Genomic DNA, 24,091 nt, shown 5'->3' with positions numbered 1-24,091 from the left:
AGGGTGACGTGGCGGAAGCGGTGCCAGGCCCCGCCGCCGTCCACGGCCACGGCCTGGTAGTAGTCGCGGGGGATGGACAGGATGCCGGCGATGTAGATGACGGTGGCGATGCCGACGCCCTTCCACACATCCACCAGGGCGACCGACAGCAGCGCGGTGCCGGCGTCGCCGAGCCAGTCGGGGCCGTCGATGCCGACCACGGCCAGGGCCTTGTTGACCAGGCCGGTGTCGGGTCTGAGCAGGGCGCTGAAGGTGATGCCGACCGCGACCGTGGAGACCAGGACGGGGAAGAACACCACCGAGCGCAGGAATCCGCGCAGCCGCAGCTTGCTGGTGAGCAGCACGCCCAGGAGCAGGCCGAGGATCACCTTGAGGCCGCTGGTGACGACGGCGTAGAACAGCGTGTTGGTGAAGCCGATGCGCAGGTTCTGCTCGGACAGGAAGTCGCGGAAGTTGTCCAGGCCCACGAAGGTGCTGTCGAACAGGGTCCAGCGGGTCAGCGCGAAGTAGAAGGCCATCACCGTCGGCACCAGGAAGATCACCAGGTAGACGACGGCCGCCGGCAGGTAGAGCGCGTACGGGTAGGCCGACCTGCGCTTGGCCGGGCCGGCGGGCGGCCGCGCGAGTGCCGGGCCGGGCCCCGAGCGGGGCCCGGCGTCCTGCCTGGTCACCACCCCGCGAGCCCCAACTGCTTGGCCTGCTTCTCGACATCCTTGTCGTACTGGGCTGCCCCCTCGGCGGCCGGCGTCAGCCCGGAGCCGACGGCGACGGTGATCTGCTCAAGAGACGGACCCTTGACCGGGGACAGGAACTCCAGCGCGGGCGCGGTGGCGCTCTTGTCGATGTACGCCTGCAGGTCCTTGGCCACCTGCACGGCGTCGTCCGGCAGCTTGGCGCCCGTGATGCGGTAGGGCCCCGAGGGCTGCACGACCTTGCTGACCGCTTCGGTCGCGGCCGGCGAGGCGACGAAGGCCAGGAACTTCTTGGCCGCGTCCAGGTTCTTGGTGGTCTTGGGGATGTAGACGCCGCCCGGCTCCCAGAGGGTGGCGCCGTTCTTGGCCGGGTCGGTGCCAGGGATGCCGAAGAAGCCGACGTCGGTGGCCGCCTGCGGCATCGTGTCCACCAGCGGCGGCACCTGGGCGCTGAGCATCGGGTAGTGCGCGCCCTTGCCCTCGACCAGCATCTTCATGCCCTGGTCGGCGGTCGCCGAGCCGAAGCCCTCGTTGAGGTAGCCCTTGGCCTTGACGTCGGCCAGGTGCTGGAACCCGGCCAGCGCCGCCGGCGTGGTGGCGAACTTGGCCTTGCCCGCGGTGTAGTCGGCGGCGAAGTTCGGGACCGCGGCCTGCACGTTGTAGAAGTCGCCGAGCACGAACAGCTGCGAGGTCCAGGTGTCCTTGAACGTCGAGATCACCGGAGCGATCCCGGCCGCCTTGATCTTCTCGTTGTTGGCCATGAACTCGTCCCAGGTCTTCGGGACCTGCAGGCCGAGCTTCTCGTAGACCTTGCGGTTGTAGAGGATGCCGCCGCCCAACGCGGTGCCGGAGGGCACGCCGAACACGTGGTCGCCCTGGCTCACCACCGGCAGGAAGTCCTTCTGGACGTTCTGGATCGCCGGGTCGCCGGCCAGGTCGACCAGGGTCTGCGACGGGTTGAGCGCTTGCAGCAGCGACCCGGAGTTGTACGCGAACACATCCGTCATGTCGCCCGTAGAGAGCCTGGTCTTGACGATGTTGTCGCCCTCGCTGCCGGGCGGTCGCGTCTCCATCTCGATCTTGATCTTGGGGTTGGCCTTCATGAAGGCTTCCGTCATGGCCTTGGCCGTGTCGACCGAGCCCTGGCCGTTGTCCACGAGGTATTTCAGGGTGACCGTGCCGTCGGCTGCCGGCTCGGCGCCCGAGCTTGAGCCGCAGGAGGTCAGGGCCGTCATCGTGAGAACGGCCAGAGCCGCTCCCAGCGCGCGGTGAGAGGTCTTCACAACGCCCCTCCGGGTCCGTTGAATCGTTTTAACGCCCCCCGATGCGAGTTAACGTAAGCGTTACAGGGCCTGGCGGTCAAGGCTCGATTTGAGGAACGGTCCCCAATCGTGATCCACGTTGAGTGGGTGGACTCTTGGATATCCGATCTCTTGAATGGGTAACGTTATTCATCGCGGCACCGGCCTGGAGCTCGTACAATCGGGTCGCGTCGAGTCGAACGGGGTGCGTCACATGGTCACGCGCGACGGGCGGCGACGGGTGACGATCACCGATGTGGCGAGCCACGCCCGGGTCTCCACCACCGCCGTGTCGAAGGTGCTGCGCAATGCGTACGGGGTCAGCGAGGCGATGCGCGTCAAAGTGCAGGCCGCCATCGACGAGCTCGGCTACCGGCCGCAGGCCGCGGCCCGGGCGATGCGGGGGCGCACGTTCACGTTCGGCGTGGTGCTGCCGCACATCAGAAACCCGTTCTTCGCCGACATCCTCGACGGCTTCGACGAGCAGATCGCGGGCGCCGGCTACCAGGCCATCATCGTCCAGGGCAGCGGCAGGGACGCCGAGGCCGAGGTCCGCGCCATCGACGCCCTGGTGGACCGGCAGGTGGACGGGATCCTCGTCGTCGCCGCCGTCATCGCCAGGGCCCGCCTCGAAGAGATGGCCAGGAACACGCCCACCGTCGTGCTCGGCCGCCACGACCGTTCGGCGGTCTACGACTCCGTGCTCGACGACGACGAGGCGGGGGCCGAGCTCGCCGTCGAGCATCTCATCGCGCTCGGCCACCGCCGCATCGCGCACATCACGCAGAAGGACGTCGGGGCCGTCCGCTCCGTGACGCTGCTGCACACCATCAGGGCCAGGACGTACGAGCGCGTGATGGCCGAGCACGGCCTGGCCGAGCACATCGCCCTCGCCGCCACCGCCTACACCGAGGAGGGCGGCCACCAGGGGACGCGCGAACTGCTGGCCCGCACGCCCCGGCCCACGGCCATCTTCGCCGGCGCCGACCAGGCCGCCTTCGGCGCGCTCGCGGCCATCCACGAGGCCGGGCTGGCCGTCCCCGGCGACGTCTCCGTGGTCGGCTACGACAACGCCCGCGCGGCGGCCCTTTCCCACATCTCGCTGACCAGCGTGGACCAGGACGGGGTCATCATGGGCAAGACGGCGGGGCGGCTGCTGCTGGAGCGGATCGAGGGTCGCACGACGGCGGTGCGCTTCTCCGTCACACCCACCCTGGTGACCCGCCGCTCCACCGCCCCGCCCGCCTGACGCGCGGGCGTCAGGTCAGAAGGAATACGGACCGAAGCGGCCCCAGGCCACGACGGCGGCCAGCAGGAGGAGCACCGCGTTGATGGCGATCCCCTGGTATTCCTTGCGGCGGACGTGTACGACCGCGGCCCCGATCATGACGATGGCCAGGCCGGCGGCGGCCAGCGGCGTCAGCACCGGGACGATGCCCAGCGCCGCGGGCAGGATGAGCCCGATGCCGGCCAGCACCTCCAGGGCGCCGATGCCCTTGACGGCGCCGGCGGAGAAGTCCTCCGTCCAGGCCAGGCCGGAGGTGGCCAGCTTCTCCTTCGGCTGGGACAGCTTCATCAGCCCGGCCCCGAGGAAGGCCAGGGCGAGGAGGCCGGCGATGATCCACAAAACGACGTTCATCGGGAGTCCGATCGATGGCGAGATGACTTAAAGCTTCAACCGGAAGATACGCACGTCGCACTTGAAGCGTCAAGCGTGAGTCGACGCGTGATCACTTGATTCATCAAGTTAGAGTGGAGAACATGGAGCACCCTCAGGAGCCGCGCTGGCTGACCGCCGAGGAGATGGAGAGCTGGCTGGCTCTGGTCACCGTGCTGATCAAGCTGCCGGCCGCGCTGGACGGGCAGCTGCTGCGCGACGCCGGGATCAGCCACTTCGAGTATCAGGTGCTGGCGGGGCTGTCGATGACCCCCGAACGCACCATGCGCATGAGCGACCTGGCGGTGATCTCGGAGGGGTCGCTGTCCCGCCTGTCCCACGTCGTCAACCGGCTGGAGAAGCGCGGCTGGGTGCGCCGCACGCCGGACCCGGACGACGGCCGCTACACCCTGGCCATTCTCACCGGGGAGGGCTGGGAGAAGGTCGTCGAGACCGCCCCGGGGCACGTCGAGGCCGTACGCGGCTTCGTCTTCGACCCCCTCACCAAGGCGCAGATCCGGCAGCTGCGCGAGATCGGCCGCCGCATCACCCACGCCATCGACCCCGGCGACGGCTGCCTCGACCGGCACCCGGCCACCGCGCGCCCGGAACCCGACCCCGACCCCGACCGGGAGCCCTCATGACGTCCATCCTCAACCCGGACATCCCCGCCGGGGCCTACGACGCTTTCCTGCCCGGCGCGCTGCCCCGGGCGCGCGTCCAGCGCCCCTGGACGCCCGCCGACCGCCCGCTCCCCGCTCTCTACCTCAGTCACGGAGCGCCCCCGCTCTTCGACGACGGGCCCTGGATCGGCGAGCTGTTCGCCTGGGCGCAGTCGCTGCCCAAGCCCAGGAGCATCCTCATCGTCTCCGCCCACTGGGAGGCCGCGCCGCTGGCCCTGTCCGCGCCCGCCGCCGGCACCCCGCTGGTCTACGACTTCGGCGGCTTCCACCCGCGCTACTACGCGATGACGTACGACACCCCCGATGCCGGGGCGCTCGCCCGGCGGGTGGCCGCGATGATGCCCGACAGTGAGCCGGTCCACCAGCACCCCAGCCGCGGCCTCGACCACGGGGCGTGGGTGCCGCTGATGGCCATGTATCCGCTGGGCGACATCCCGGTGCTGCAGCTCAGCATGCCGACCCACGACCCCGACCGGCTGCTGGAGCTCGGGGCGCGGCTGGCCCCGCTGCGGGAGGAGGGCGTGCTGGTGATCGGCTCGGGGTTCATGACGCACGGGCTCCCGTTCGTCACCCCGGAGATGCTCCACCGGGGCGTCGTCCCCGCCTGGTCCTCCGACTTCGACGCCTGGGCGGCCGACGCCCTGGCCAGGGGTGACGTGGGGGAGCTGGCGGCGTTCCGGACCCGCGCGCCCGGCATGCCGTACGCCCACCCGACGGTCGACCACTACATCCCGCTGTTCGTCACGCTGGGGGCGAGCGGCCGGGTGGACCGGCCGGTGACGACGGTCATCGACGGTTACATGATCGGATTCTCCAAGCGGTCCTTCCAGACGGTGGCGTAGCGCCGATACGTACGGCAAGAATCCAGAAAGTTTCGGTCAGCGTGACGGCGGCGCGGTGCTGGCCCGGACGATCAGCTCGGTGCCCAGCTCGACCCGGGTCTGCGCCAGCGGCTCGCCCTGCGCGAGCTTCATGAGCATGGCGGTGGCCGTGGCGGCCATCTCGATGAGCGGCTGGCGGACCGTGGTCAGCGGCGGGACCGCCCACTGCACCGAGGGCAGGTCGTCGAAGCCGACGACGCTCAGGTCACCGGGGATGCGCAGGCCCAGCTCGTAGGCGGCGCGATAGACGCCGACGGCCTCCCCGTCGTTGGAGGCGAAGATCGCGGTCGGTGGGTCGGGCAGGCGCAGCAGCCGGTGGGCCTGGGCGAGGCCGCCCTCGATGACGAAGTCGCCCGAGCCGATCAGCTCGGGGTCGACGGGCACCCCGGCCAGGTCGAGCGCGGTGCGGTAGCCGTCGAGCCGGGCCCGGCTGGACAGGGCCCAGTCGGGCCCGGTGATGAGGGCGATGCGGCGATGACCGAGGTCGAGCAGGTGGCGGGTGGCCGACAGGCCGCCGCTCCAGTTGCCCGCGCCGACCGAGGGGACGCCGGGCCCGGGGTCGCCCGACGGGTCGAGCAGCACGATGGGGATGTCGCGGGTGACGAGCTGGTCGCGCTGCTCCTCGGTCAGGCCGGAGAACACCGCGATCACGCCCGCCGGGCGGCGGCTCAGCACGCCTTCGATCCAGCTGTGCCCGGAGCCCGAGCGCTGCTGCATGTCGGAGATCACCACGGCCAGGTGATGCTCGCGGGCGACCTGGTCGACCCCCCTGATCATCTCGATCGGATAGTCGCCGCCCAGAGCGTGGAACACCACCTCCACCAGGGCGGACGCGGTGACGCGCCGGCGCTGGCGGCGGTAGCCGTGGCGGCGGATGAGGCCCTCGACGAGGGCGCGGGTCTCGGGGGCGACCTCGGAACGGCCGTTGACCACCTTGGAGACGGTCGCGGTGGACACGCCGGCCAGCTCGGCGAGCTGCGTGATGGTCAGCGGCTGTGGCGTGGCGGACGGCTCCTCGGTGGCGGTCATGGCCGCAGTCTAACGGGATGGTTTCGGAATATGGGACCGATTGTTTCGGCGGTCTTACGAGGAGGTTCTTGACGGGTTTCGGGAATTCGACCTAGAGTCCCGGCTTAACGATCGGACCTTCGACCGAAACTTTCCGACGCGCTGGCGAACCCCCCATTCGAAGGAGCGCGGCATGCATCGACCTGTCTCCAAACGCGGCGTGACGGCCGCGCCCGCCTACTACGACATCGCCCCAGCGCTCCGCTCCTGAGCGCCGGCCCCCACCGAAAGAGACCGACGTGAAGCTCCGCAACGTAACCCCGGTCGTGCTCGCCGCGGCCCTCGCCCTGTCCACGGCCGCCTGCGGTGGCGGCGGTGGCGGCACCCCGTCCCAGCCGTCGGGCGGCGACAGCAAGTCGTTCGAGTTCTGGTCTTTCTCCGGGATCGACCAGAAGGCCTCCGTCGACGACTACCAGAAGCAGAACCCGGGCTGGCAGATCAAGCTCACCGAGGTGGGCAGCTCGGTCGAGACGGCGCAGGCGCTCACCACGGCACTGGCCGGCGGCAAGGTGCCCGACCTCGTCCTCATCCAGGGCGACGACCTGCCCAAGTTCGTCCAGCAGCCCCAGAACTTCTACGACCTGCGCCAGCTCGGCGCCGACAAGATCAAGGGCGACTACCTCGACTGGGTGATGAGCGCGAGCACCGCCAAGGGCGGTGAGATCATCGGCATCCCGACGGACGTGGGCGGCATGGCCGTCGCCTACCGGGCCGACCTGTTCAAGGAGGCGGGGCTGCCGACCGACCGCGAGGAGGTGGGCAAGCTCTGGTCCACCTGGGACGCCTTCATCGAGACCGGCAAGAAGTACACCGCCAAGACCGGCAAGGCGTTCATGGACAACGCGGCCACCAGCGTGTTCTACCAGGCGGTCAACCAGGGGCCGCAGAAGTACTACGACCCCTCGGGCAACGTGGTCTACAGCACCAGCCCGCAGGTCAAGACGGCCTTCGACCTGTCGCTCAAGGCCGTGCAGGCCGGGATCACGGCCAAGCAGGGCTCGTTCACCGAGGGCTGGACCGCGGGCATGGGCAAGGGCCAGTTCGCGGTGATCTCCGCGCCGTCGTGGATGCTGGGTGCGATCCGCAGGAACGCCCCCGACACCAAGGGCAAGTGGGACGTCGCCACCATCCCCGGCGGGGCGGGCAACTGGGGCGGCAGCTACCTGGCGATCCCCAAGGGCGCCAAGAACGCCAAGGCGGCCTGGGAGTACATCACCAAGACCCAGTCGCCGCAGGGCCAGCTGACGCACTTCCTGGACTCCGGCTCGCTGCCCACGACCCCGTCGGTCTACAAGGACGCCAAGCTCACCGGGCTGAAGGACGAGTTCTTCTCCGGCGCGCAGATCGGCGCGATCTACACGAACTCGCTGCTCGGGCTCAAGCCGTTCTACATCGGCCCGGACAGCTCCGCCATCGGCCAGGAGCTGCAGAACGCGATCACGAACGTCGAGCAGGGCAAGGGCGATCCGGCCAAGGCGTGGGACACGGCGCTGGCCAACGTCAAGACGGCCATCGGCAAGTAGGATCAGCGTGACGACGAGCCTCAGCACGCCGCGGGCGGTGGAGACGCCGCCCGCGCTCACGACTCGGGTGCGGCAGAGCATCGGCGAGCGCATCGCCCCTTACTTCTACATCGCCCCGTTCTTCCTGATCTTCGCGGTCTTCGGCCTGGTTCCGCTGCTGTTCACGTTCTACGTGGCGCTGTTCGACTGGAACCCCATCGGCGAGCACGTCTTCATCGGCTTCGACAACTTCAGCCGCCTGTTCGCCGACGCCCGGTTCTGGAACGCGCTCAAGAACACGATCAGCATCTGGGTGCTGTCCACCATCCCGCAGCTGGTCCTGGCGCTGCTCCTGGCCCACCTGCTCAACCACGCGCGGCTGCGGCTGGCGGTCTTTTTCCGGATGTCGATGCTGGTGCCGTACATCACCTCGGTGGCGGCCACCGCGATCGTCTTCGCCCAGATGTTCGACCGCGACTACGGCCTGCTCAACTGGCTGCTCGGGTTCGTCGGCGTGGAGCCCATCGACTTCAAGCAGTCGGTCTGGGGCAGCCACCTGCTGATCGCCGTGATGGTGACCTGGCGCTGGTTCGGCTACACGACCCTGCTCTACCTGGCCTCCCTGCAGGCGATCCCGCGCGCGATCTACGAGGCGGCCGCGGTGGACGGCGCCGGCGGGTGGAAGCAGTTCCGGCACATCTCCATCCCGTCGCTGCGTCCCGTCATCGTGTTCACGGTCGTGACCTCGACGATCGGCGGGCTGCAGATCTTCACCGAGCCGCTGCTGATCTCCCGGTCGCAGACCTGCGGGGCGATCCGGCAGTGCCAGACGCTCACGTTGTTCCTGTACGAGCAGGGCTTCGGCCAGTTCCAGTTCGGTTACGGCGCGGCCATCGGCGTGGCCCTGTTCGTCCTCGTCATCGTCGCCGCGACGGTCAACTACCTCCTGTCCACCCGCATCCGCCCGGAGCGCTGATGACCTCCAAGAGCAATCGGGTCCCCTGGTGGACCTACCTCCTGCTGGGGCTGGCCGCGTTCGCCTGCATCTTCCCGCTGTACTGGATGTTCGTGGTGGCCACGACCGACTCGGCGACCGCCACCCAGCTGCCGCCGAAGATCACGCCGGGAGGCAACTTCTTCCACCTGGCCGAGCTGGTGTTCACGACCGTGCCGTTCGTGCGCTCGATCGTCAACAGCCTGATCGTGGCCGGGACGATCGCCGTCGGGCACGCGGTGCTCTGCTCCCTGGCCGGGTTCGCCTTCGCCAAGCTGCGCTTCCCCGGCCGCAACGTGCTCTTCCTGATCGTCGTGCTCACCATGACCGTGCCCACGCAGCTCGCGGTCATCCCGCAGTACATGATCATCTCTGCCCTGGACTGGGTGGACACGTTGCAGGCCCTCATCGTGCCCGGCCTGGCCAGCGCGTTCGGCATCTTCTGGATGCGCCAGCACCTGTCCACGACGATCAGCGACGAGATCCTGCAGGCGGCCCGCATCGACGGGGCGAACACCTGGCAGATCTTCTGGCGCATCGCGTTCCCGCTGGTGCGGCCGGCCGCGTTCGTGCTCGGGCTGCTCGGCTTCGTCACCTCGTGGAACGACTTCCTGTGGCCGTTCATCGTGCTGAAGTCGCCCGAGATGTACACCGCGCAGATCGCCATCAAGGCACTGCAGAACAGCCTCGACGTCGACCTCGGCCTGGCCATGTCGGGCTCTTTCCTGGCCACCCTGCCGCTGCTGGTGCTCTTCGTGTTCGTCGGCAGGCGGATGGTGGCGGGAATCATGGACGGCGCCTTCAAGGGCTGAGAACTCATATTAAGGAAGTCATGACATTCGTGAATGAGCCGTGGCGTGACCGCGGCCGCCCGTCCGCCGAACGCGTCGAGGCCCTGCTGGCCGAGATGACGCTGGAGGAGAAGGTCGCGCAGCTCGGCTCCGTGTGGATCCAGACCGACGACCCCGGCAACGTCGCGCCCCTGCAGGACCGCTTCGCCGCGGTGGAGGGCCTGGAGGAGCGGTTGCGCGACGGGCTCGGGCACCTCACCCGCGTGTACGGCACCGAGCCGCTGTCCGCGGCCGAGGGCGCGGCCCGGCTGCGGGAGCTGCAGGAGCGCGTGGTGACCTCGAACCGGCTCGGCGTGCCCGCGATCGCCCATGAGGAGTGCCTGACCGGGTTCGCGACGTTCGGGGCGACCGCGTACCCGACGCCGCTGGCCTGGGCGGCGACGTTCGACCCCGGTCTGGTCGAGCGCATGGCGGCGGCGATCGGAGCCGATCTGCGGGCCGCTGGCGTGCACCAGGGCCTGTCGCCGGTGCTGGACGTCGTACGCGACTATCGCTGGGGGCGGGTCGAGGAGACGCTGGGCGAGGACCCGTACCTGGTGGGCAAGATCGGCGCGGCCTACGTGCGCGGGCTGGAAAACGCCGGGATCATCGCCACTTTGAAGCACTTCGCCGGCTACGCGGCCTCGCGCGCGGCCCGTAACCACGCACCCGTCAGCATCGGGCCGCGCGAGCTCGCCGACGTGATCCTCCCGCCGTTCGCGACGGCGCTGCGCGAGGGCGGCGCGCGTTCGGTGATGAACTCCTACACCGACCTCGACGGCGTCCCGGCCGCCGCCAGCGCGGACCTGCTGCGGCGGCTGCTGCGGGACGAGTGGGGGTTCGAGGGGACGGTGGTGTCGGACTACTGGTCCGTCCCGTTCCTCGCGTCCATGCACCGGGTGGCCGAGGACGTCGCGGCGGCGGGTGCGATCGCGCTGTCGGCCGGGATCGACGTGGAGCTCCCCGACACCCGCGGGTACGGCCGCAACCTGCTCGAGCAGGTGAAGGCGGGCCACGTCGACGAGGCGCTCGTGGACGAGTCGGTACGCCGCGTGCTCCGGCAGAAGGTCGACCTCGGCCTGCTGGACGGCGGCCCGCTCGTCCCGGACGGCGCCGAGGACGTGGACCTGGACAGCGCGCGCAACCGCGAGCTGGCCGCCGAGGTCGCGGAACGTTCCATCGTGCTGCTGTCCAACCCCGGCCGGGCCCTGCCCGTCGACCCGCTCGTGACCCGGCGGCTGGCGGTCATCGGGCCGTGCGCCGACGACCCGCGTACCCTCATGGGCTGCTACTCCTTCCCCAACCACGTGCTCGACCGCTTCCCCGAGAGCGGCATGGGCCTGCCGGTCGCCTCGATCCTGGAGGGCCTGACGGCCGAGTTCCCCCACGCCGACGTGCGCCACTGCCTCGGAGCCGAGGTGTCGGGCGACGACGCGTCGGGGATCCCCGAGGCCGCCGAGGTCGCCGCCCAGGCCGACCTGGTGCTGCTGTTCGTCGGCGACCGGGCCGGGATGTTCGGCGGCGGCACGTCGGGCGAGGGCTGCGACGCGGCCGACCTCCGGCTGCCCGGCCGCCAGGCCGACCTGGTCGAGGCGGTCCTGGCCACAGGCACGCCGACCGTGCTGGTCGTGGTGTCGGGGCGGCCTTACGCGCTCGGCGCCTACCAGGACCGGGTGGCCGCCGCGGTCCAGGCGTTCTTCCCCGGGGTCGAGGGTGCGGCCGCGGTCGCCGGCGTGCTCAGCGGCCGGGTGAACCCGTCCGGGCGGCTGCCCGTGCAGATCCCGTACTCGCCGTTCGTGAACCCGTCCACCTACCTCCAGCCGCCCCTGGGGCAGAAGGCGGAGGGCATCACGGTGCTCGACCCGACCCCGGCCTTCCCCTTCGGGCACGGGCTGTCGTACGCGGCGATCACGTACGAGGCCATGCGGACGTCGAGGGCGGAATACGGCACGGACGGCGTGGTCGACGTGCGGGTGACCGTGCGCAACGACGGTGACCGGCGCGCCGAGGAGGTCGTGCAGGTCTACGCCACCGACCCGGTGGCCCAGGTCGCCCGGCCCGTCCAGTGGCTGGTCGGCTTCGCCCGCGTGCCCCTGGACGCGGGGGAGAGCCGCGAGGTGGTCTTGGAGGTGCCCGCCGAGGCGTTCTCGTTCACCGGGCTCAGCGGGCGGCGGCTCGTCGAACCGGGGGAGATCGTGCTGTCCTCCGGGCCGTCTGCCGCCGACCTGCCGCTGAGCGCGTCCATTCGGCTGGTCGTCGATCCCGGGAAGGAGGGGTGAACGTGCGTACATACGGCAACCCCGTCGTCGCCGGGTTCCACCCGGACCCCAGCGTGTGCCGGGTCGGCGAGGACTACTACCTGGTGTGCTCCAGCTTCGAGTATTTCCCGGGCGTGCCGATCTTCCACAGCCGCGACCTCGTGCACTGGCGCCAGATCGGCAACGTCCTCGACCGGCCCTCGCAGCTGAACCTGCCGCCGGACGTGTCCGCCTCCGGCGGCATCTACGCGCCCACCATCCGCCACCACGACGGGCGCTTCTATGTGATCACCACCAACGTGAGAGCCGGCGGCAACTTCATCGTCACCGCCGAACGCCCCGAAGGCCCCTGGTCCGAGCCGGTCTGGATCGACCTGCCCGGCATCGACCCCGACCTGACCTGGGACGAGGACGGCGCCTGCTGGTGCGCCTTCTCCGGCACGCAGGTGGCGCGCGTCGATCCGGCCGAGGGGAAGGTGCTGGAGGGGCCCTACCAGGTCTGGTCCGGCACCGGCGGGAAATATCCGGAAGCGCCGCACCTCCACCAGGTGGACGGCTGGTGGTACCTGCTCATGTCCGAAGGCGGCACCGAGCGCGGCCACGCCGTCTCGATCGCCCGCGCCCGCTCGCCACGCGGCCCGTTCGAGCCCGGCCCGGTCAACCCGATCCTGACGCACCGCGGCACCGACCGGCCCATCCAGAGCACCGGCCACGCCGACCTCGTGCAGGCCGCCGACGGGACCTGGTGGATGGTCCTGCTCGGCACCCGCCCGCGCGGCTACACCCCCGAGTACCAGGTGCTCGGGCGGGAGACGTTCCTCACGCCCGTACGGTGGGAGGACGGCTGGCCGGTCGTGGGCCCCGTCGAGGAACGCCACCCGGCGCCCGCCGCCTGGCACCCGCTCCCGCCCGAGCCCTCCCGCGACGACTTCGACGAGCCCTCGCTGCGGCCCTGCTGGATCTCGCCGCGCGGCCGACCGGACGGCTCCTGGTCGCTGACCGAGCGGCCCGGCCGACTGACCCTGCACGCCACCGGCCCGACCCTCGACCGGCCCGGCCACACCTTCATCGGCCGCCGCCAGCAGCACCACGACTGCCGCGTCACCGCCCTGCTGGAGCCGGGCGAGGGCACGGCCGGGGTGTCGGTCCGGATGGACGAGGCCCACCACTACGACCTGGAGGTCCAAGGAGGGCTGGTGCGGGTGGTCGCGCGCATCGGCCCGCTCCGGCAGTGCCTGGCCGAGCGTCCGGTGCCGCCTGGGCCGCTCACGCTCGCCCTCGACATCCGCACCCGCGACATCCTGCCGCCGTCGGTCATCTCACCGGCCGACGAGCCGGTGGGGGTGGACGGCCGGGGGCCGGACACCATCGCCTTCTCGGCGGACGGCACGCTCCTGGCCGAGCTGGACGGGCGCTACCTGTCCACCGAGGTGGCCACCGGGTTCACGGGGCGGGTGATCGGGATGTACGCGACGGAGGGGAGCGCGAGCTTCGACTGGTTCGACTACCAGCCCGCCGACCACTGACCGGACCGCCCACCCTTCGGGAGGAGCGGCTCAGGGCGTGATGGGCGGCGGAGGCGGGCTGCCTCCGCTCCCCGGAGGACGGCGACGCCGCACGGGGTCCTCTCCTCCCGAGGGACGGCAACCCCGTGCGGCGGCCCCTCATCTCCCCCCGGAAGGACGGCAACCTCGTGCGGTGGGACGGGCGTTTAAGGTGCTTCCCTTATTAAGGCAGTCGCCTTAGGGTTGAGGGCGACTCGTCAACGACAATGGGGGCGTCATGACCGAAACCATGCCCGATTACCCCTTCCCGCGCACGACGGCACTGGAGCCGCCGAAGGAGTGGGCCGAGCTGCAGGACCGCTGCCCCGTGGCCCACGTGCGGCTGCCCAGCGGCGACGCCGCCACGCTGCTGACCCGCTACGACGACGTCCGCGCGCTGCTCACCGACACCAGCTTCCAGCGCGGAGGCGAGGGCGCGGCGCGGGTGTCCACGACGGACGACGGCGGGATCTTCTCCCGCAGCAGCACCACCCGCATGCGGGAGGGCGAGGACCACCTGCGGTGGCGGCGGCTGCTCAGCAAGTCCTTCACCATCCGCAAGATGGAGTCCTGGCGCCCCCGGGTGCAGCAGATGACCGACGAGCTCATCGACGACCTGCTCAAGTCCGGCTCGCCCGCCAACCTGTCGGTCCAGCTGGGCCTGCCGCTGCCGGTGCGGGTCATCTGCGCCCTCGTCGGCGCCCCCAGCGAGGACCAGGACAAGTTCGCGCACTGGTCCCAGGTCATGCTGACGCTGACGCGCTACACGCAGGAGGAGGTGCTGAAGACGTACGAGGAGTTCGGCGCGTACACCTCCGCCCTCGTCGAGGAGAAGCGGACGGACCCCGGCGACGACCTGCTCAGCGAGCTGACCCAGATCTCCGACAGCGAGGACGGCCGGCTCAGCCACGAAGAGCTGATCACCACCGTGATGGCGCTGCTGCTGGCCGGGCACGAGACCACGTCCAACATGATCGCCATCATGGCCGCGATGCTGCTCGCTGATCCGGAGCGCTACCAGGCGGTCGTCGACGATCCGGAGCTGATCCCCGGCACCGTCGAGGAGGTGCTGCGGCTGGACAGCACGCTGAGCGTGGTCGGCTTCCCCAGGGTCGCCACCCAGGACTCCGAGTTCGCCGGCACCGCGGTGCCCGTGGGCAGCACCGTCATCCCGTGCCGGCCCGCGGCCAACCGGGACCCGCGCAAGTTCGCCGATCCGGACGCGTTCGACCCGCGCAGGGACAACGCCAACCAGCACCTGACGTTCGGCGCGGGCCCGCACTACTGCCTCGGCCAGCCGCTGGCCAGGCTGGAGCTGCAGGTCGTGCTCGGCACGCTCGCCCGCAGGCTGCCCACCCTGCGCCTGCGCGACAGCGCCGACGAGCTGAAGCTGCGCACCGGGCTGCTGTCGGGCGGGCTCCAGGACGTGTGGGTCACCTGGTGAGCTCGCGATGACCGTTCAGGCGTCCGCGCGCGCGGTGACCGCCAGGAGCGCGATCATGCGTGCGGCGGAACGCCTGTACGCCACCGAAGGCTTCGCCGGGGTGTCGATCCGGCAGATCGGCGAAGCCGCCGGGCAGCGCAACAAGTCCGCGGTGCAGTATCACTTCACCTCCCGTGACGAACTCGTCAAGGCCATCCTGGCCGAGCACGCCGAGGCCATGGAGGTGCACCGGCTGGCGATGATGAGCCGGCTCGGCGATCCCGGTGAGATGTCGCCGCGCGACCGGATCCGCTGCGTCGTCCTGCCCCACATCGAACGCCACGTCGACCTGGGCGTCCCTTCCTGGTACGGCCGCTTCCTCGCCCAGGTCGTCGTCGAGCCCGCGCTGCGCGAGTACGCCGTCAGCGTCCACCTGGAGCGGCCGTCCCTGCGTCGCCTGTACGACGCCACGCGGGAGCCGGGCGAGCCCGACCCCGGCCGGGCCGCACGGCGGGAGGCCATGACCCGCGTGCTCATCGTGCACATGTGCGCCGAACTGGAACGCGACCTGGCCGCAGGCGACACCACCGCATGGGGACGAGATCTGGCCACCGGTCACGCCACCGCCGCGTCCGCCGCGACGGCCTGGCGGCGGCTGGGCGACGACCTCGTCACGGCCGTCTGCGGCCTCCTCGGCGCCCTGCGATCCGACCCGCGCTGACCCCCGACCCGCGCTGACGGCCGACCCGCGCTGGCCGCCGTCCAGCGCTGACTCCGTCCAAGGCCGACCTCCGTCCGGCGCTGACCAGCGGGCAAGAGCTGACCGCCGTCCAGGGTTGACCGCCGTCCAGGGCCGGCCGCCGGGCAAGGCCGGGCGGCGCGCTTGTCCGTGACTTGGCCGCGGGTTGGGCGCGGCTCGGCGCGCGTCCAAGAAGTCGCGAAGTCCGCGACAAGTGCGCCTGCCTAACGTTGCCCCGTGGACGCCCAGCAGGGCATCCGGACCCCCGCCGGGCGGCGGGGTGCTCATCCGACTTCTCCCGGGAGGGGCCGCAGATGCCAGGCGAGACTTTCATCCTCACCGCGGACGGGAACGCGCGCGCCGAGCGGATGACCGTGCTGATCGAATCCCGCTGGGCCGAGATCGCCGACGGCCGGACGGCGCCGCGCGGCAACCCGTACCTGAGGGGCCTGATGTCCGCGCTGCTGTGGGCGGCGCTGGCCGTGCTCGGGTCGGTCATGTACGTGTTCGGCTGGGTGCTGTTCGGCGGCGGCGGCGCGTGAGAGGGCAGGTCACGGGGCTATGCTCGCAATGAGCTAGTGTGCTACAGAATCAATAGCACGCCCGGTTCCGGGTGGTACCGGGAGGTAGGCTGGTCCCCATGGCTGAACACGTCTCCGAGACCGTCGCGACGGACGGGAGCCCGCATGGCATCTCGTGCGACGTGCAGTTCGTCGATGTGTTCAAGGTGCTCGGCAAGCGCTGGAACGGCATGATCCTCGTCGCGCTGATGCAGCGGCCCGCGCGCTTCGGCGAGCTGGCCAAGTCGATCTCCGGGATCACCGACGGCATCCTGTCCGATCGCCTGCGGGAGCTGATGGCGGCGAGCCTCGTCGAGCGCCAGCTGGCCGACGGCCCCGCCACGGCGGTCCTCTACCGGCTCACCCCCATCGGCGAGGACCTCCGCGGCGCCTTCCAGGAGCTGCACGCCTGGGCCGCCCGCAACAACATCCACGAGCAGTGCGCTCCTTGACCTGCGGGCTTCACCGCCGGGCGAGGTCGATGAGCTCGGCGTAGAGGGAGAGCGTCTCGTCGATGCCCGGCTCGCTCTCGGGGCTGTGGCCGGACGTGGCGAACAGGACGTGGTCCACGCCGGTGCCGTCGAGCCCGGCCAGGTCGTCGGCGATCTGGCGCGGCGAGCCGCCCAGGAACGGCCGGTCGTCTCCCATCGGCTCGGCGGTGATCGGCACGTTGGCCCTGGCGACCACGGTGACCGACTCCGGGTCGCGGCCGGACTCCTCGACCGCCGCCCGGAAGGCCTTGCCGAGGCCGAGCAGCGCGTCACGCGAGACGGCCACCGGATTGAGCCCGTCGGCGATGCGGGCGGCCCGCCGTACCCCACCCGGCGTCATCGCGCCCAGCAGGATCGGCACCCGCGCCTGCACCGGCTTGGGGTTGATCTCCGACTCGGCGATCCGGGTGAACTTCCCGTCGTACGAGACGGGGTCCGGCCCCCAGCAGGCCCGCATGGCGGCGACGACCTCGTCCATGCCGGGCCCGATCCGGCTCATCGGCACCCCGGCCGCCTTGAACTCCTGCGGCATCCACCCCTGGCCCAGCCCGGCGACGACCCGCCCGCCGCTGAACTGGTCGAGGGTGGCGAAGCGCTTGGCCAGGACGGCGGCCGGGTGCAGCAGGGCGTCGATGATGCTGGTGCCGAGCTTGACGCGTGAGGTGAGCGCGGCCACGTAGCTCAGCGTCTCCAGCGGCTCGTAGGTCTGCCGGTAGACCTCGGGCACGGGTTGCGGCTCCCCGCCGCCCATCGAGACGGGCGCGACGGGCCGCAGCAGCCTCTCGTAGGTCCACACCGAGTCGTACCCGAGTCGTTCGGCCTCGCGTGCGACGCGGGCGATGTTCTCCGGGCCGGCCAGCGGGCCCGACGTGGGCAGGGCGATACCTAGTTCCATGCTCGAAGCGTACTATATTTTTCGTAGCTCGCTAGGCAAGGGTAAGTAAACTTCGGGGCCTGTAGTTTCGCTGTGCGCGGCCCGGAAGGCGCGGATCGGCCGGTCGTGCAGGATGTTCCGCCTCCGGCATTGACCGCGAGGGCGGCGTGTCATACCTTCCCTACCGAAATGTTCGATTTCTGCCCGAAATTTTCGGGAGGCCAGATCTATGGGTAGGGCGCTGAAGTTGGCCGTCGTCGCGGTTCTGGGACTCGCCATGGGCACTGCCGGGGTGGCCGACGGGGCGGCGTCGCCCGGTGGGCACTGGGTCACCACGTGGACGGCGATGCCGCAGCTCACCGAGCCGGGCAACCTGCCGCCCGCGCCGTACACGCAGGAGAACCTGGTCCTGGCCGACAGCACCGTACGGCAGACCCTGCGGGTGTCGGTCGGCGGGCAGCGGTTCCGGCTGCGCCTGTCCAACGCGTTCGGCGGCGCGCCGCTGCCTGTCACCCGCGTCACCGTGGCGCTCCCGGGCGGTGGGAAGGCCGGGGTGAGCGCGATCCAGCCGGAGACCGTACGACCGGTGACGTTCTTCGGCCGGCCCTCGGCGGTCGTGCCGGTCGGGGCGCAGGTCGTGTCCGACCCGCTCGACCTCACGCTGGCCGCGGGCACCGTACTGACCGTGACCCTCTACCTGGCCGACGGCCAGGCCTCCACCGCCGTCACCTCGCACCCCGGCTCCCGGACCACCTCCTACCTCGCCAGGGGCAACCAGGCCGACGCGGCGGACCTCACCGGCGCCACCCCCGTCGACCACTGGTACTTCCTGAGCGGCCTCGAGGTCTGGGCCAAGCCCGCCACGGCGACGCTGGCCCTGGTCGGCGACTCGCTGACCGATGGCAGGGGCTCCACCACCAACCAGAACAACCGCTGGCCCGACCAGCTCTTCGACCGCCTGCAGGCCGACCGCCGCACCGCGGGCGTCGCCTTCGCCAACCAGGCGGCGGGCGGCAACCGCGTGCTCAACGACGGGCTGGGCCCCAACGTCCTGGCCCGCCTCGACCGCGACGTGCTCGCGCAGAGCGGCGTGAAGTGGCTGATCCTCTTCGAGGGCGTCAACGACATCGGCACCGCGGACGCCACCCAGGAGGCCCAGAAGAGGATCGCCGACGAGCTGATCGCCGCCTACGACCAGATCGTCGCGCGCGCCCACGCGCAGGACATCCGGGTGTACGGGGCCACGATCACGCCCTTCGGCGGCAGTTTCTACGACGACGCCCAGGGCTGCCGCGAGGCGGCCCGGCAGACGGTCAACGACTGGATCCGCACGAGTGGCGCGTTCGACGCGGTGATCGACTTCGACCGGGCGCTGCGGGACCCGGCCGATCCCCGGCGGATGCTCGCGACCTTCGACGTGGGCGACCATCTGCACCTGAACCCGACGGGCTACAAGGCGCTCGCGGACGCGGTGCCCGCGCGGTTGCTGCACCGGTAGCGCCCCCGTTCCCCGACCCGCCGCACCTGGGCGACCCTCCGTACGGAGGGGCCCATCGGAGGAGGGGCGGGGGAGCGGGCGTCAGTCCCAGGGTTGCCGGTAGGACGGCTGGAAGGCGTGCAGGCGCAGGCGCAGGGTGAGGGTGACGGTGGTGCCGGCGGGCAGCTCCACCGTCAGGTGCGGGCCGTTCACCGGGGTCTCGGTGACCGACCGCACCGGCTCGTGGTGGACGTACTCGGTGTCGTGGCCGGTCCAGCCCGGCTCGGCGGCCGTGGCCGCGACGCCGGCGATCTCGTGCTCCCCGAACGCGCCCGCCTGCACGACCAGCACCCGGTCGGCCGTGGCGGAGAGGTTGACGAGCGTGACCACCGTGGCCTCGGGCTCGATCGAGCTGACCAGTGCCGCCACCTGCTCGGGCACGCCGGGACGGCGGCGTACGGCGTCGAAGTAGCGGACCCTGGCCTGCTGCAGGCCCCCGTTGTAGATGACCTGCGGCCCGCCCCACATGAGCTGCGTGAGGGCCTCGGTCACCACGGGGTTGACGTTCTGCCAGAGGTGGATGTCCGACTCGGGCAGGTCGCGGTCGGCGTTGTCGAGCAGCAGGGCGATGCGGCGGCGGGCCTGGGCGTGCGCGGCGGCGAGGATCCGCTCGGGATAGCCGGGGTTGTCGCCGCACAGGTACGCGTACCAGGGCTCCTCGTGCCCGGCCTCCTCCTTGTCGCGGAACGGCCGCACCGTGGCCCAGTCGTAGCCGGTCGCGGCGCGCAGCGCGTCCAGGCGGGCGCGGTCCTCCGGGGCGCCGGTGTGGTGCCAGAGCGCGAGCGGCACCGAGGTCTGGACCGGGTTGTAGTCGAACCAGCCCTTGTCGCTGTGCCGGTAGGGGACCAGCAGCGTCGGCACGTCCACGTCGGAGCCGAGGTGGGCGCGCCAGCGGCCCTGGTTGGCCGAGTCGCTCTGACTGAACGGCAGCTTCACGCCCCTGGCGATGACCGCGTCCAGCAGCGACCTGATGAGGTCCAGGTAGCCGTCGTCGCGGGTGGCCAGGGCGGCGCTGAGGGCGCCGACGGCCGTCGCCTGGCCGATGCTGTACATGCCGTGCGGCCAGGTCCAGCCGTAGTGGCCGCCGTACCAGCGCCCGTCGAGCAGGCTGCCGACCACGCCGTCGAGGCCGACGTTGTCGGGGACGACGCCGCCGTTCTCCTCGGCCCGGCGCCGCCAGGCTCCGACGTACTCGCGCAGCCAGGCGGCGTACCGCTCGTCTCCCGAGACGAGGTAGGCGTTGCAGACCAGGCCGGCCACGCTGAGGTTGCCGACCGCGTCGCCCCGGCCGAGGCGGCGCTGCATCTCGGCGCCCAGGCGGGGGTCGTCGGCGAGCGGCGGCACGGGCTCGCCGTCGGGGACGAGCCAGTCCAGCGGGTAGCCGTACTGCGCCGCCTCCGCCGCGGTCCACGGGTACGCGGGCGAGCCGGACACCCCTTCCCGCGCCCCCCGGCTGCCGTTGTGCGGGGCCTTGATGATGCGGTGCGCCGGGTCGTAGTTGCCCTTGGCCGGGTCGAGGTAGAGGTCGGCGAACCTGGTCGCCCGTCCGGCCCAGGCCGCCGGGTCGGCGGCGGTCAGGAAGTACGTGAACAGCAGGCTCTCGCCCTGGTGGAACCAGTCGTAGCCGATCTCGAACTCGTCGGCGAACATGCCCAGCTCGGTCATCTGCCCGACGACGCCGTGCCAGTGCCGGGCGCTGCCGTCGAGCAGGTCGTCCGCGCCGCCCAGCAGGTAGAGCTGCGGCCAGTTGAAGAACGGCTCGAAGAAGTCGTCCGCGCCGTCGCGGGAGGACAGCCGGCCGGAGTACCGCAGCGAGCCGTCCGGCCTGGTGTAGCGGTCGGAGAACAGCCGCCACCCGCTGTCCAGCAGGTCGAGCAGGGCACGCTGGGCCAGCGCCCACGCCGGGGGGTCGAGGACGGGGACGCTGGCTTTCACGACGGTCATGTAACTCCTAGGAGAGGCGGTCATCCCTTGGTCGCGCCGGCGGTCAGCCCGGCGACCAGGAAGCGCTGGGAGAAGAGGAACACCAGCAGCACGGGAGCGATGGACAGCAGGGTCGCCAGGACGAGCTCGGGCGGCTGCACCTCGGCGTTGGCGCCGACGACGGGGTTGAACGTGGGGGTCGCGGCCAGCATCTGCGTGAGCCCGACCTGCATGGGGTAGTTGTCGCTGTCCGGCAGCATCACGTACGGCAGGAAGAAGTTGTTCCAGTTCGTCACGAAGCTGAAGAACGCGACCAGCGCGACCACCGGCTTGGCCAGCGGCAGCGCCACCCGCAGGAACGTCGCGCTCTCCCCGCACCCGTCCAGCCGCGCCGCGTCGAGCAGCTCGCCGGGGACGCTGGTGGAGAAGTAGATGTACGTCAGGTAGACGCCGAACGGGAAGAACGACATCGGCAGCACGACCGAGGCCGCCTGGTTGACCAGGCCGACGTAGCTGAGCTCCAGGAAGATCGGCAGCACCAGCGCGGTCCCCGGCATGAGCATCACGACCAGCGTGACGATCAGCAGCAGCCGCCGGCCGGTGAAGCTCATGAGCGCCATCGCGTAGCCGGCGGGGATGCTGACCAGCAGGGTCAGCGCCACGGAGAACGCCGCGTACGTGACGGAGTTGCCCATCCAGGTCAGCACGGCGCCGTCCTGGAAGGACATGAGGTGCTGCCAGTTGGTGACGAGCGAGCCGAGCGAGCCCGGCGACAGCGGGTTCCCGTGGATCAGGTCGGCCGGGCTCTTGGTCGAGGCGAGCACCAGCCACAGCATGGGGAGGACGAAGAACACCGCGAAGACCAGCAGGAACGCGATGACGAGCACTTTCGCGACAGCCCGCGCGGGGTCAGTCCGTGTCAAAGAGACCTCCCCGCGCGACGAACAGCCCGGCGCAGCACAGCGCCACGATGAGCAGGTCGACGGCGATCGCCGCGGAGCCGTTGAAGTCGTTCTGGTTGAAGGCGTACAGGTACGCGAGCTGGTTGATCGAGTAGTCGTTGCCCACCACGCCGAAGCTGGCCTGGGAGATGAGCTGCGGCTCGACGAAGAGCTGCGTGCCCGCCGCCAGGGACAGGATCAGCATGTAGACGATCCACTTGCGCAGCATCGGCAGCTGCACCCGCAGCGCGATCTTCACCGGCCCGGCGCCGTCCACCCGGGCGGCCTCCATGATCTGGTGGGGGATCGTGTTCAGCGCGCCGTACATGACCACGATCCAGCCGCCCGCGCCGGTCCAGAACGCGATCAGGGTGAAGATCCACGGCAGGTGACCCGGCGAGATCACCTGCACGAAGGTCTCGCCCCAGAGCGCGCGGACGAGGTCGTCCACCGGGCTCACGGACGGGTCCAGCATGAACAGCCAGAGCAGCACGCTCGACGCGCCCGCCAGCGCGCCGGGGACGTAGTAGACGAACCGCAGCGCGGCCCGCGACCAGCCCGCGGTGAGCCGGTGGACCAGCAGCGCGAGCAGGAGGACCAGCACGGTCAGGGTGACCAGCCAGAGCACGAGGTAGGTGGCCACGTGCTCGACGGCGGCCAGGAACCGGAAGTCCTGCGCGGTCCTGACGAAGTTGGCGAAACCGGTGAAGACGCCGCGGGCATCGGTGAAGGCCAGATTGAGCGCGTACACCGTGGGCACGATGCCGAACGCGACCAGCAGCACCACGTACCCGGAGACGAAGACGTGCCCGGCGGAGAGCCGCAGTCTCGATCCGGTCACTTGGTGACCTGGTAGCCGAAGACCTGGGCCTGCTGCTCGATGGCCGTCTGCCACTCCGGCAGCAGCGACTCGACCGTCTTGCCCGCGGTCTGCCCGGGGATGACCGTCTTGGCCCAGACCGCCTCCTGGCTGAACTCGGGGGAGCCCCAGCCGGGCCACACCTGCCCGGCCGCGGCCGAGATCGGGCCGGCGAGGTCGCCGGCGTAGTAGCCGCTGTCCTGCTGCTTCTTGATCCACTTGGTCGCGGCGGGCGCGTACGCGGGATAGCCGGGGGAGAGCTCGACCTGGTACGCGTCGGCCGTCGCGACCCAGCCGATGAAGTCCTTGGCCGCGTCGAGGCGCGCGCTGTGCCGCGACAGCCACCAGGTGCCGCCGCCGACGTTGCCGGTCACCGGCGTGCTCTGGTCGGACCAGCGCAGGGCGTCACCCACGGCCAGCTCACCCTTCGGGGTCTTGAGCGTGCCCTGGAAGACCGCGCCGCCGTACCACGCCGGGCCGGGCAGCATGAGCACCTTGTCGCCCTGGCTCTTGGCGAACTCGGGGCCGAACAGGGACAGCATCGACATGGCCTTGTTCGCGACGAGCTTGTCCATCATCTTCGCGGTGCGCACGCACTTGGGGTCGGTCGCCTTGACGGTGATGGCCTTGGGCCCGGTGACCTGGTTGGCCGGGCACTCGCCGCCCCACATGTAGATCTCCGGCGCCCACGCGTCACCGGCCGTGCCGATGATGTAACCGGGGTGCTCGGCGGCCACCTTCTCGCCCAGCGCCTGGTACTCCTCCCAGGTGGTGGGCAACGTGTAGCCGAACTTGTCGAGCAGCTTCTTGTTGTACCAGAGCACCACCTGGGCCAGGTCGTTGCGCAGGCAGTAGACCGTGCCGTCCACGGTGCACACGTCGAGCGCGCCCTTGGCGAAGCCGCTCAGCGTGGCGTCGTCGAGCAGGCCCTTGTTGAGCGGGGCGACGAACGCGTTGTCGCCCTGCGAGGCCCAGGACGCGGTGTTGTTGTCCGTGGTGAACACGACGTCCGGCCAGCCCTCGCCGGCCCGGTCGAACAGCTGCACCTTGGTCTTGAGCGTGTTGGAGCCGTTGGCGTTGCCGTCGTAGGTGACGATGTCCAGCTGTACGTCGGGGTGTGCCTTCTGGTACGCCTTCGCGGCGTCGAGCCGGGTGGAGTCCACCCACACCAGGAGCTTGCCGGCCTTCTGCTCGGCGGGGGCGAAGCCGTACTGCGATCCGGCGGAGCCGGTCGGCTTCGCCTGGGTCGGGGCGTTGGGGGGAGCGCAGGCCGCGACGGCGAGCAGGGCCGCTGCCGCGGTGACCGCCAGGTGGGTGCGTCGTCTCATGGGGGC

Annotated in this window: 22 protein-coding genes; 13 read left to right on the top strand and 9 right to left on the bottom strand. The window is 70.8% G+C overall.

Annotated features, from left to right (window positions below):
• Together ABZX61_RS61020 and ABZX61_RS61015 are read right to left on the bottom strand one after the other, a co-directional pair.
• Positions 1-671: sugar ABC transporter permease (locus tag ABZX61_RS61020; RefSeq protein ID WP_355211225.1), on the bottom strand; the 671-nt coding region annotated here is incomplete at its 3' end.
• Positions 668-1,975: an extracellular solute-binding protein gene (locus ABZX61_RS61015; protein WP_350740888.1), complete on the bottom strand. Its 1,308-nt coding sequence runs from the start codon at positions 1,973-1,975 to the stop codon at positions 668-670. The genes ABZX61_RS61020 and ABZX61_RS61015, both read right to left, overlap by 4 nt.
• A gap of 232 nt (positions 1,976-2,207) precedes the next feature.
• On the opposite strand from ABZX61_RS61015, the gene ABZX61_RS61010 reads away from it, so the two are divergent.
• Positions 2,208-3,242 carry a LacI family DNA-binding transcriptional regulator gene (locus tag ABZX61_RS61010; RefSeq protein WP_355211222.1) on the top strand — a complete coding sequence of 345 codons (1,035 nt, stop codon included), beginning with the start codon at positions 2,208-2,210 and terminating at the stop codon, positions 3,240-3,242.
• A 15-nt stretch (positions 3,243-3,257) separates the two neighbouring features.
• Here ABZX61_RS61010 and ABZX61_RS61005 read toward each other — a convergent pair whose 3' ends face one another.
• Positions 3,258-3,632 carry a DoxX family protein gene (locus ABZX61_RS61005; RefSeq protein WP_355211220.1) on the bottom strand — a complete coding sequence of 125 codons (375 nt, stop codon included), beginning with the start codon at positions 3,630-3,632 and terminating at the stop codon, positions 3,258-3,260.
• A 122-nt stretch (positions 3,633-3,754) separates the two neighbouring features.
• Between ABZX61_RS61005 and ABZX61_RS61000 the strand changes: the two genes are divergently transcribed.
• Positions 3,755-4,294, top strand: coding sequence for a MarR family winged helix-turn-helix transcriptional regulator (locus ABZX61_RS61000; protein WP_355211217.1), 540 nt, complete (start codon positions 3,755-3,757; stop codon positions 4,292-4,294).
• On the top strand, positions 4,291-5,175 hold the full coding sequence (locus tag ABZX61_RS60995; protein ID WP_355211215.1) for a class III extradiol ring-cleavage dioxygenase: 885 nt from the start codon (positions 4,291-4,293) through the stop codon (positions 5,173-5,175). Before ABZX61_RS61000 ends, ABZX61_RS60995 begins: the two co-directional genes overlap by 4 nt.
• A 36-nt stretch (positions 5,176-5,211) precedes the next feature.
• Here the strand turns inward: ABZX61_RS60995 and ABZX61_RS60990 are convergent, their stop codons facing one another.
• Positions 5,212-6,243: a LacI family DNA-binding transcriptional regulator gene (locus tag ABZX61_RS60990; protein ID WP_355211212.1), complete on the bottom strand. Its 1,032-nt coding sequence runs from the start codon at positions 6,241-6,243 to the stop codon at positions 5,212-5,214.
• 278 nt (positions 6,244-6,521) lie between these two features.
• Between ABZX61_RS60990 and ABZX61_RS60985 the strand changes: the two genes are divergently transcribed.
• The 9 genes from ABZX61_RS60985 (at position 6,522) to ABZX61_RS60945 (ending at position 16,584) form a co-directional block, all read left to right on the top strand.
• A complete protein-coding gene (locus tag ABZX61_RS60985) occupies positions 6,522-7,805 on the top strand; it encodes an extracellular solute-binding protein (protein WP_355211209.1) in 1,284 nt (427 codons plus the stop codon).
• Between the two features lie 7 nt (positions 7,806-7,812).
• A complete protein-coding gene (locus tag ABZX61_RS60980; RefSeq protein ID WP_355211206.1) occupies positions 7,813-8,760 on the top strand; it encodes a sugar ABC transporter permease in 948 nt (315 codons plus the stop codon).
• Positions 8,760-9,590: a carbohydrate ABC transporter permease gene (locus ABZX61_RS60975; protein WP_355211203.1), complete on the top strand. Its 831-nt coding sequence runs from the start codon at positions 8,760-8,762 to the stop codon at positions 9,588-9,590. Before ABZX61_RS60980 ends, ABZX61_RS60975 begins: the two co-directional genes overlap by 1 nt.
• A gap of 20 nt (positions 9,591-9,610) precedes the next feature.
• Entirely contained in the window at positions 9,611-11,887 is a 2,277-nt protein-coding gene (locus ABZX61_RS60970; protein WP_355211200.1) for a glycoside hydrolase family 3 N-terminal domain-containing protein, read from the top strand.
• Complete coding sequence (locus ABZX61_RS60965; RefSeq protein ID WP_355211197.1) at positions 11,884-13,392, top strand: glycoside hydrolase family 43 protein; 1,509 nt, start codon at positions 11,884-11,886, stop codon at positions 13,390-13,392. Before ABZX61_RS60970 ends, ABZX61_RS60965 begins: the two co-directional genes overlap by 4 nt.
• Positions 13,393-13,648: 256 nt before the next feature.
• Positions 13,649-14,854: a cytochrome P450 gene (locus ABZX61_RS60960; protein ID WP_355211194.1), complete on the top strand. Its 1,206-nt coding sequence runs from the start codon at positions 13,649-13,651 to the stop codon at positions 14,852-14,854.
• A 7-nt stretch (positions 14,855-14,861) separates the two neighbouring features.
• Positions 14,862-15,554 (top strand): helix-turn-helix domain-containing protein, encoded by a 693-nt coding sequence (locus tag ABZX61_RS60955; RefSeq protein WP_355211191.1) that lies wholly within the window; start codon positions 14,862-14,864, stop codon positions 15,552-15,554.
• Positions 15,555-15,886: 332 nt separating this feature from the next.
• Positions 15,887-16,114, top strand: a complete 228-nt coding sequence (locus ABZX61_RS60950) for a hypothetical protein (protein ID WP_350740913.1) — start codon at positions 15,887-15,889, stop codon at positions 16,112-16,114.
• A gap of 98 nt (positions 16,115-16,212) precedes the next feature.
• A complete protein-coding gene (locus ABZX61_RS60945; protein WP_355211188.1) occupies positions 16,213-16,584 on the top strand; it encodes a helix-turn-helix domain-containing protein in 372 nt (123 codons plus the stop codon).
• A 10-nt stretch (positions 16,585-16,594) separates the two neighbouring features.
• Here the strand turns inward: ABZX61_RS60945 and ABZX61_RS60940 are convergent, their stop codons facing one another.
• On the bottom strand, positions 16,595-17,518 hold the full coding sequence (locus ABZX61_RS60940; protein WP_355211186.1) for a TIGR03619 family F420-dependent LLM class oxidoreductase: 924 nt from the start codon (positions 17,516-17,518) through the stop codon (positions 16,595-16,597).
• A 208-nt stretch (positions 17,519-17,726) separates the two neighbouring features.
• Here ABZX61_RS60940 and ABZX61_RS60935 point away from each other — a divergent pair, with 208 nt between their 5' ends.
• Positions 17,727-18,995, top strand: coding sequence for an SGNH/GDSL hydrolase family protein (locus ABZX61_RS60935; RefSeq protein WP_355211183.1), 1,269 nt, complete (start codon positions 17,727-17,729; stop codon positions 18,993-18,995).
• A gap of 81 nt (positions 18,996-19,076) precedes the next feature.
• On the opposite strand, the gene ABZX61_RS60930 is transcribed toward ABZX61_RS60935, so the two are convergent.
• Genes ABZX61_RS60930 through ABZX61_RS60915 form a run of 4 tightly spaced genes read right to left on the bottom strand, consistent with a single transcriptional unit; the run spans position 19,077 to position 24,085 of the window.
• Positions 19,077-20,978: a hypothetical protein gene (locus ABZX61_RS60930; protein ID WP_355211180.1), complete on the bottom strand. Its 1,902-nt coding sequence runs from the start codon at positions 20,976-20,978 to the stop codon at positions 19,077-19,079.
• A gap of 20 nt (positions 20,979-20,998) precedes the next feature.
• A complete protein-coding gene (locus tag ABZX61_RS60925; protein WP_350740923.1) occupies positions 20,999-21,880 on the bottom strand; it encodes a carbohydrate ABC transporter permease in 882 nt (293 codons plus the stop codon).
• Positions 21,867-22,739 (bottom strand): sugar ABC transporter permease, encoded by an 873-nt coding sequence (locus ABZX61_RS60920; protein ID WP_355211177.1) that lies wholly within the window; start codon positions 22,737-22,739, stop codon positions 21,867-21,869. The genes ABZX61_RS60925 and ABZX61_RS60920 overlap by 14 nt, the downstream gene beginning before the upstream one ends.
• The gene (locus tag ABZX61_RS60915; protein ID WP_355211174.1) at positions 22,736-24,085 is read right to left on the bottom strand and encodes an extracellular solute-binding protein; all 1,350 of its coding nucleotides are present in this window, start codon (positions 24,083-24,085) and stop codon (positions 22,736-22,738) included. Before ABZX61_RS60915 ends, ABZX61_RS60920 begins: the two co-directional genes overlap by 4 nt.
• Positions 24,086-24,091: the final 6 nt, after the last annotated feature.

The organism is Nonomuraea sp. NPDC003709 (genome assembly GCF_040610775.1).
Taxonomy (GTDB): domain Bacteria; phylum Actinomycetota; class Actinomycetes; order Streptosporangiales; family Streptosporangiaceae; genus Nonomuraea; species Nonomuraea angiospora_A.
This window is presented reverse-complemented; position numbering and strand designations above follow the sequence as displayed.

What these genes read in the sequence shown, in the direction of transcription:
- ABZX61_RS61010 (WP_355211222.1), top strand. Translation starts at nt 2,208, where the DNA reads ATGGTCACGCGCGACGGGCGGCGACGGGTGACGATCACCGATGTGGCG.
- ABZX61_RS61005 (WP_355211220.1), bottom strand. Translation starts at nt 3,632, where the DNA reads ATGAACGTCGTTTTGTGGATCATCGCCGGCCTCCTCGCCCTGGCCTTC.
- ABZX61_RS61000 (WP_355211217.1), top strand. Translation starts at nt 3,755, where the DNA reads ATGGAGCACCCTCAGGAGCCGCGCTGGCTGACCGCCGAGGAGATGGAG.
- ABZX61_RS60995 (WP_355211215.1), top strand. Translation starts at nt 4,291, where the DNA reads ATGACGTCCATCCTCAACCCGGACATCCCCGCCGGGGCCTACGACGCT.
- ABZX61_RS60990 (WP_355211212.1), bottom strand. Translation starts at nt 6,243, where the DNA reads ATGACCGCCACCGAGGAGCCGTCCGCCACGCCACAGCCGCTGACCATC.
- ABZX61_RS60975 (WP_355211203.1), top strand. Translation starts at nt 8,760, where the DNA reads ATGACCTCCAAGAGCAATCGGGTCCCCTGGTGGACCTACCTCCTGCTG.
- ABZX61_RS60970 (WP_355211200.1), top strand. Translation starts at nt 9,611, where the DNA reads ATGACATTCGTGAATGAGCCGTGGCGTGACCGCGGCCGCCCGTCCGCC.
- ABZX61_RS60960 (WP_355211194.1), top strand. Translation starts at nt 13,649, where the DNA reads ATGACCGAAACCATGCCCGATTACCCCTTCCCGCGCACGACGGCACTG.
- ABZX61_RS60955 (WP_355211191.1), top strand. Translation starts at nt 14,862, where the DNA reads ATGACCGTTCAGGCGTCCGCGCGCGCGGTGACCGCCAGGAGCGCGATC.
- ABZX61_RS60950 (WP_350740913.1), top strand. Translation starts at nt 15,887, where the DNA reads ATGCCAGGCGAGACTTTCATCCTCACCGCGGACGGGAACGCGCGCGCC.
- ABZX61_RS60945 (WP_355211188.1), top strand. Translation starts at nt 16,213, where the DNA reads ATGGCTGAACACGTCTCCGAGACCGTCGCGACGGACGGGAGCCCGCAT.
- ABZX61_RS60940 (WP_355211186.1), bottom strand. Translation starts at nt 17,518, where the DNA reads ATGGAACTAGGTATCGCCCTGCCCACGTCGGGCCCGCTGGCCGGCCCG.
- ABZX61_RS60935 (WP_355211183.1), top strand. Translation starts at nt 17,727, where the DNA reads ATGGGTAGGGCGCTGAAGTTGGCCGTCGTCGCGGTTCTGGGACTCGCC.
- ABZX61_RS60930 (WP_355211180.1), bottom strand. Translation starts at nt 20,978, where the DNA reads ATGACCGTCGTGAAAGCCAGCGTCCCCGTCCTCGACCCCCCGGCGTGG.
- ABZX61_RS60915 (WP_355211174.1), bottom strand. Translation starts at nt 24,085, where the DNA reads ATGAGACGACGCACCCACCTGGCGGTCACCGCGGCAGCGGCCCTGCTC.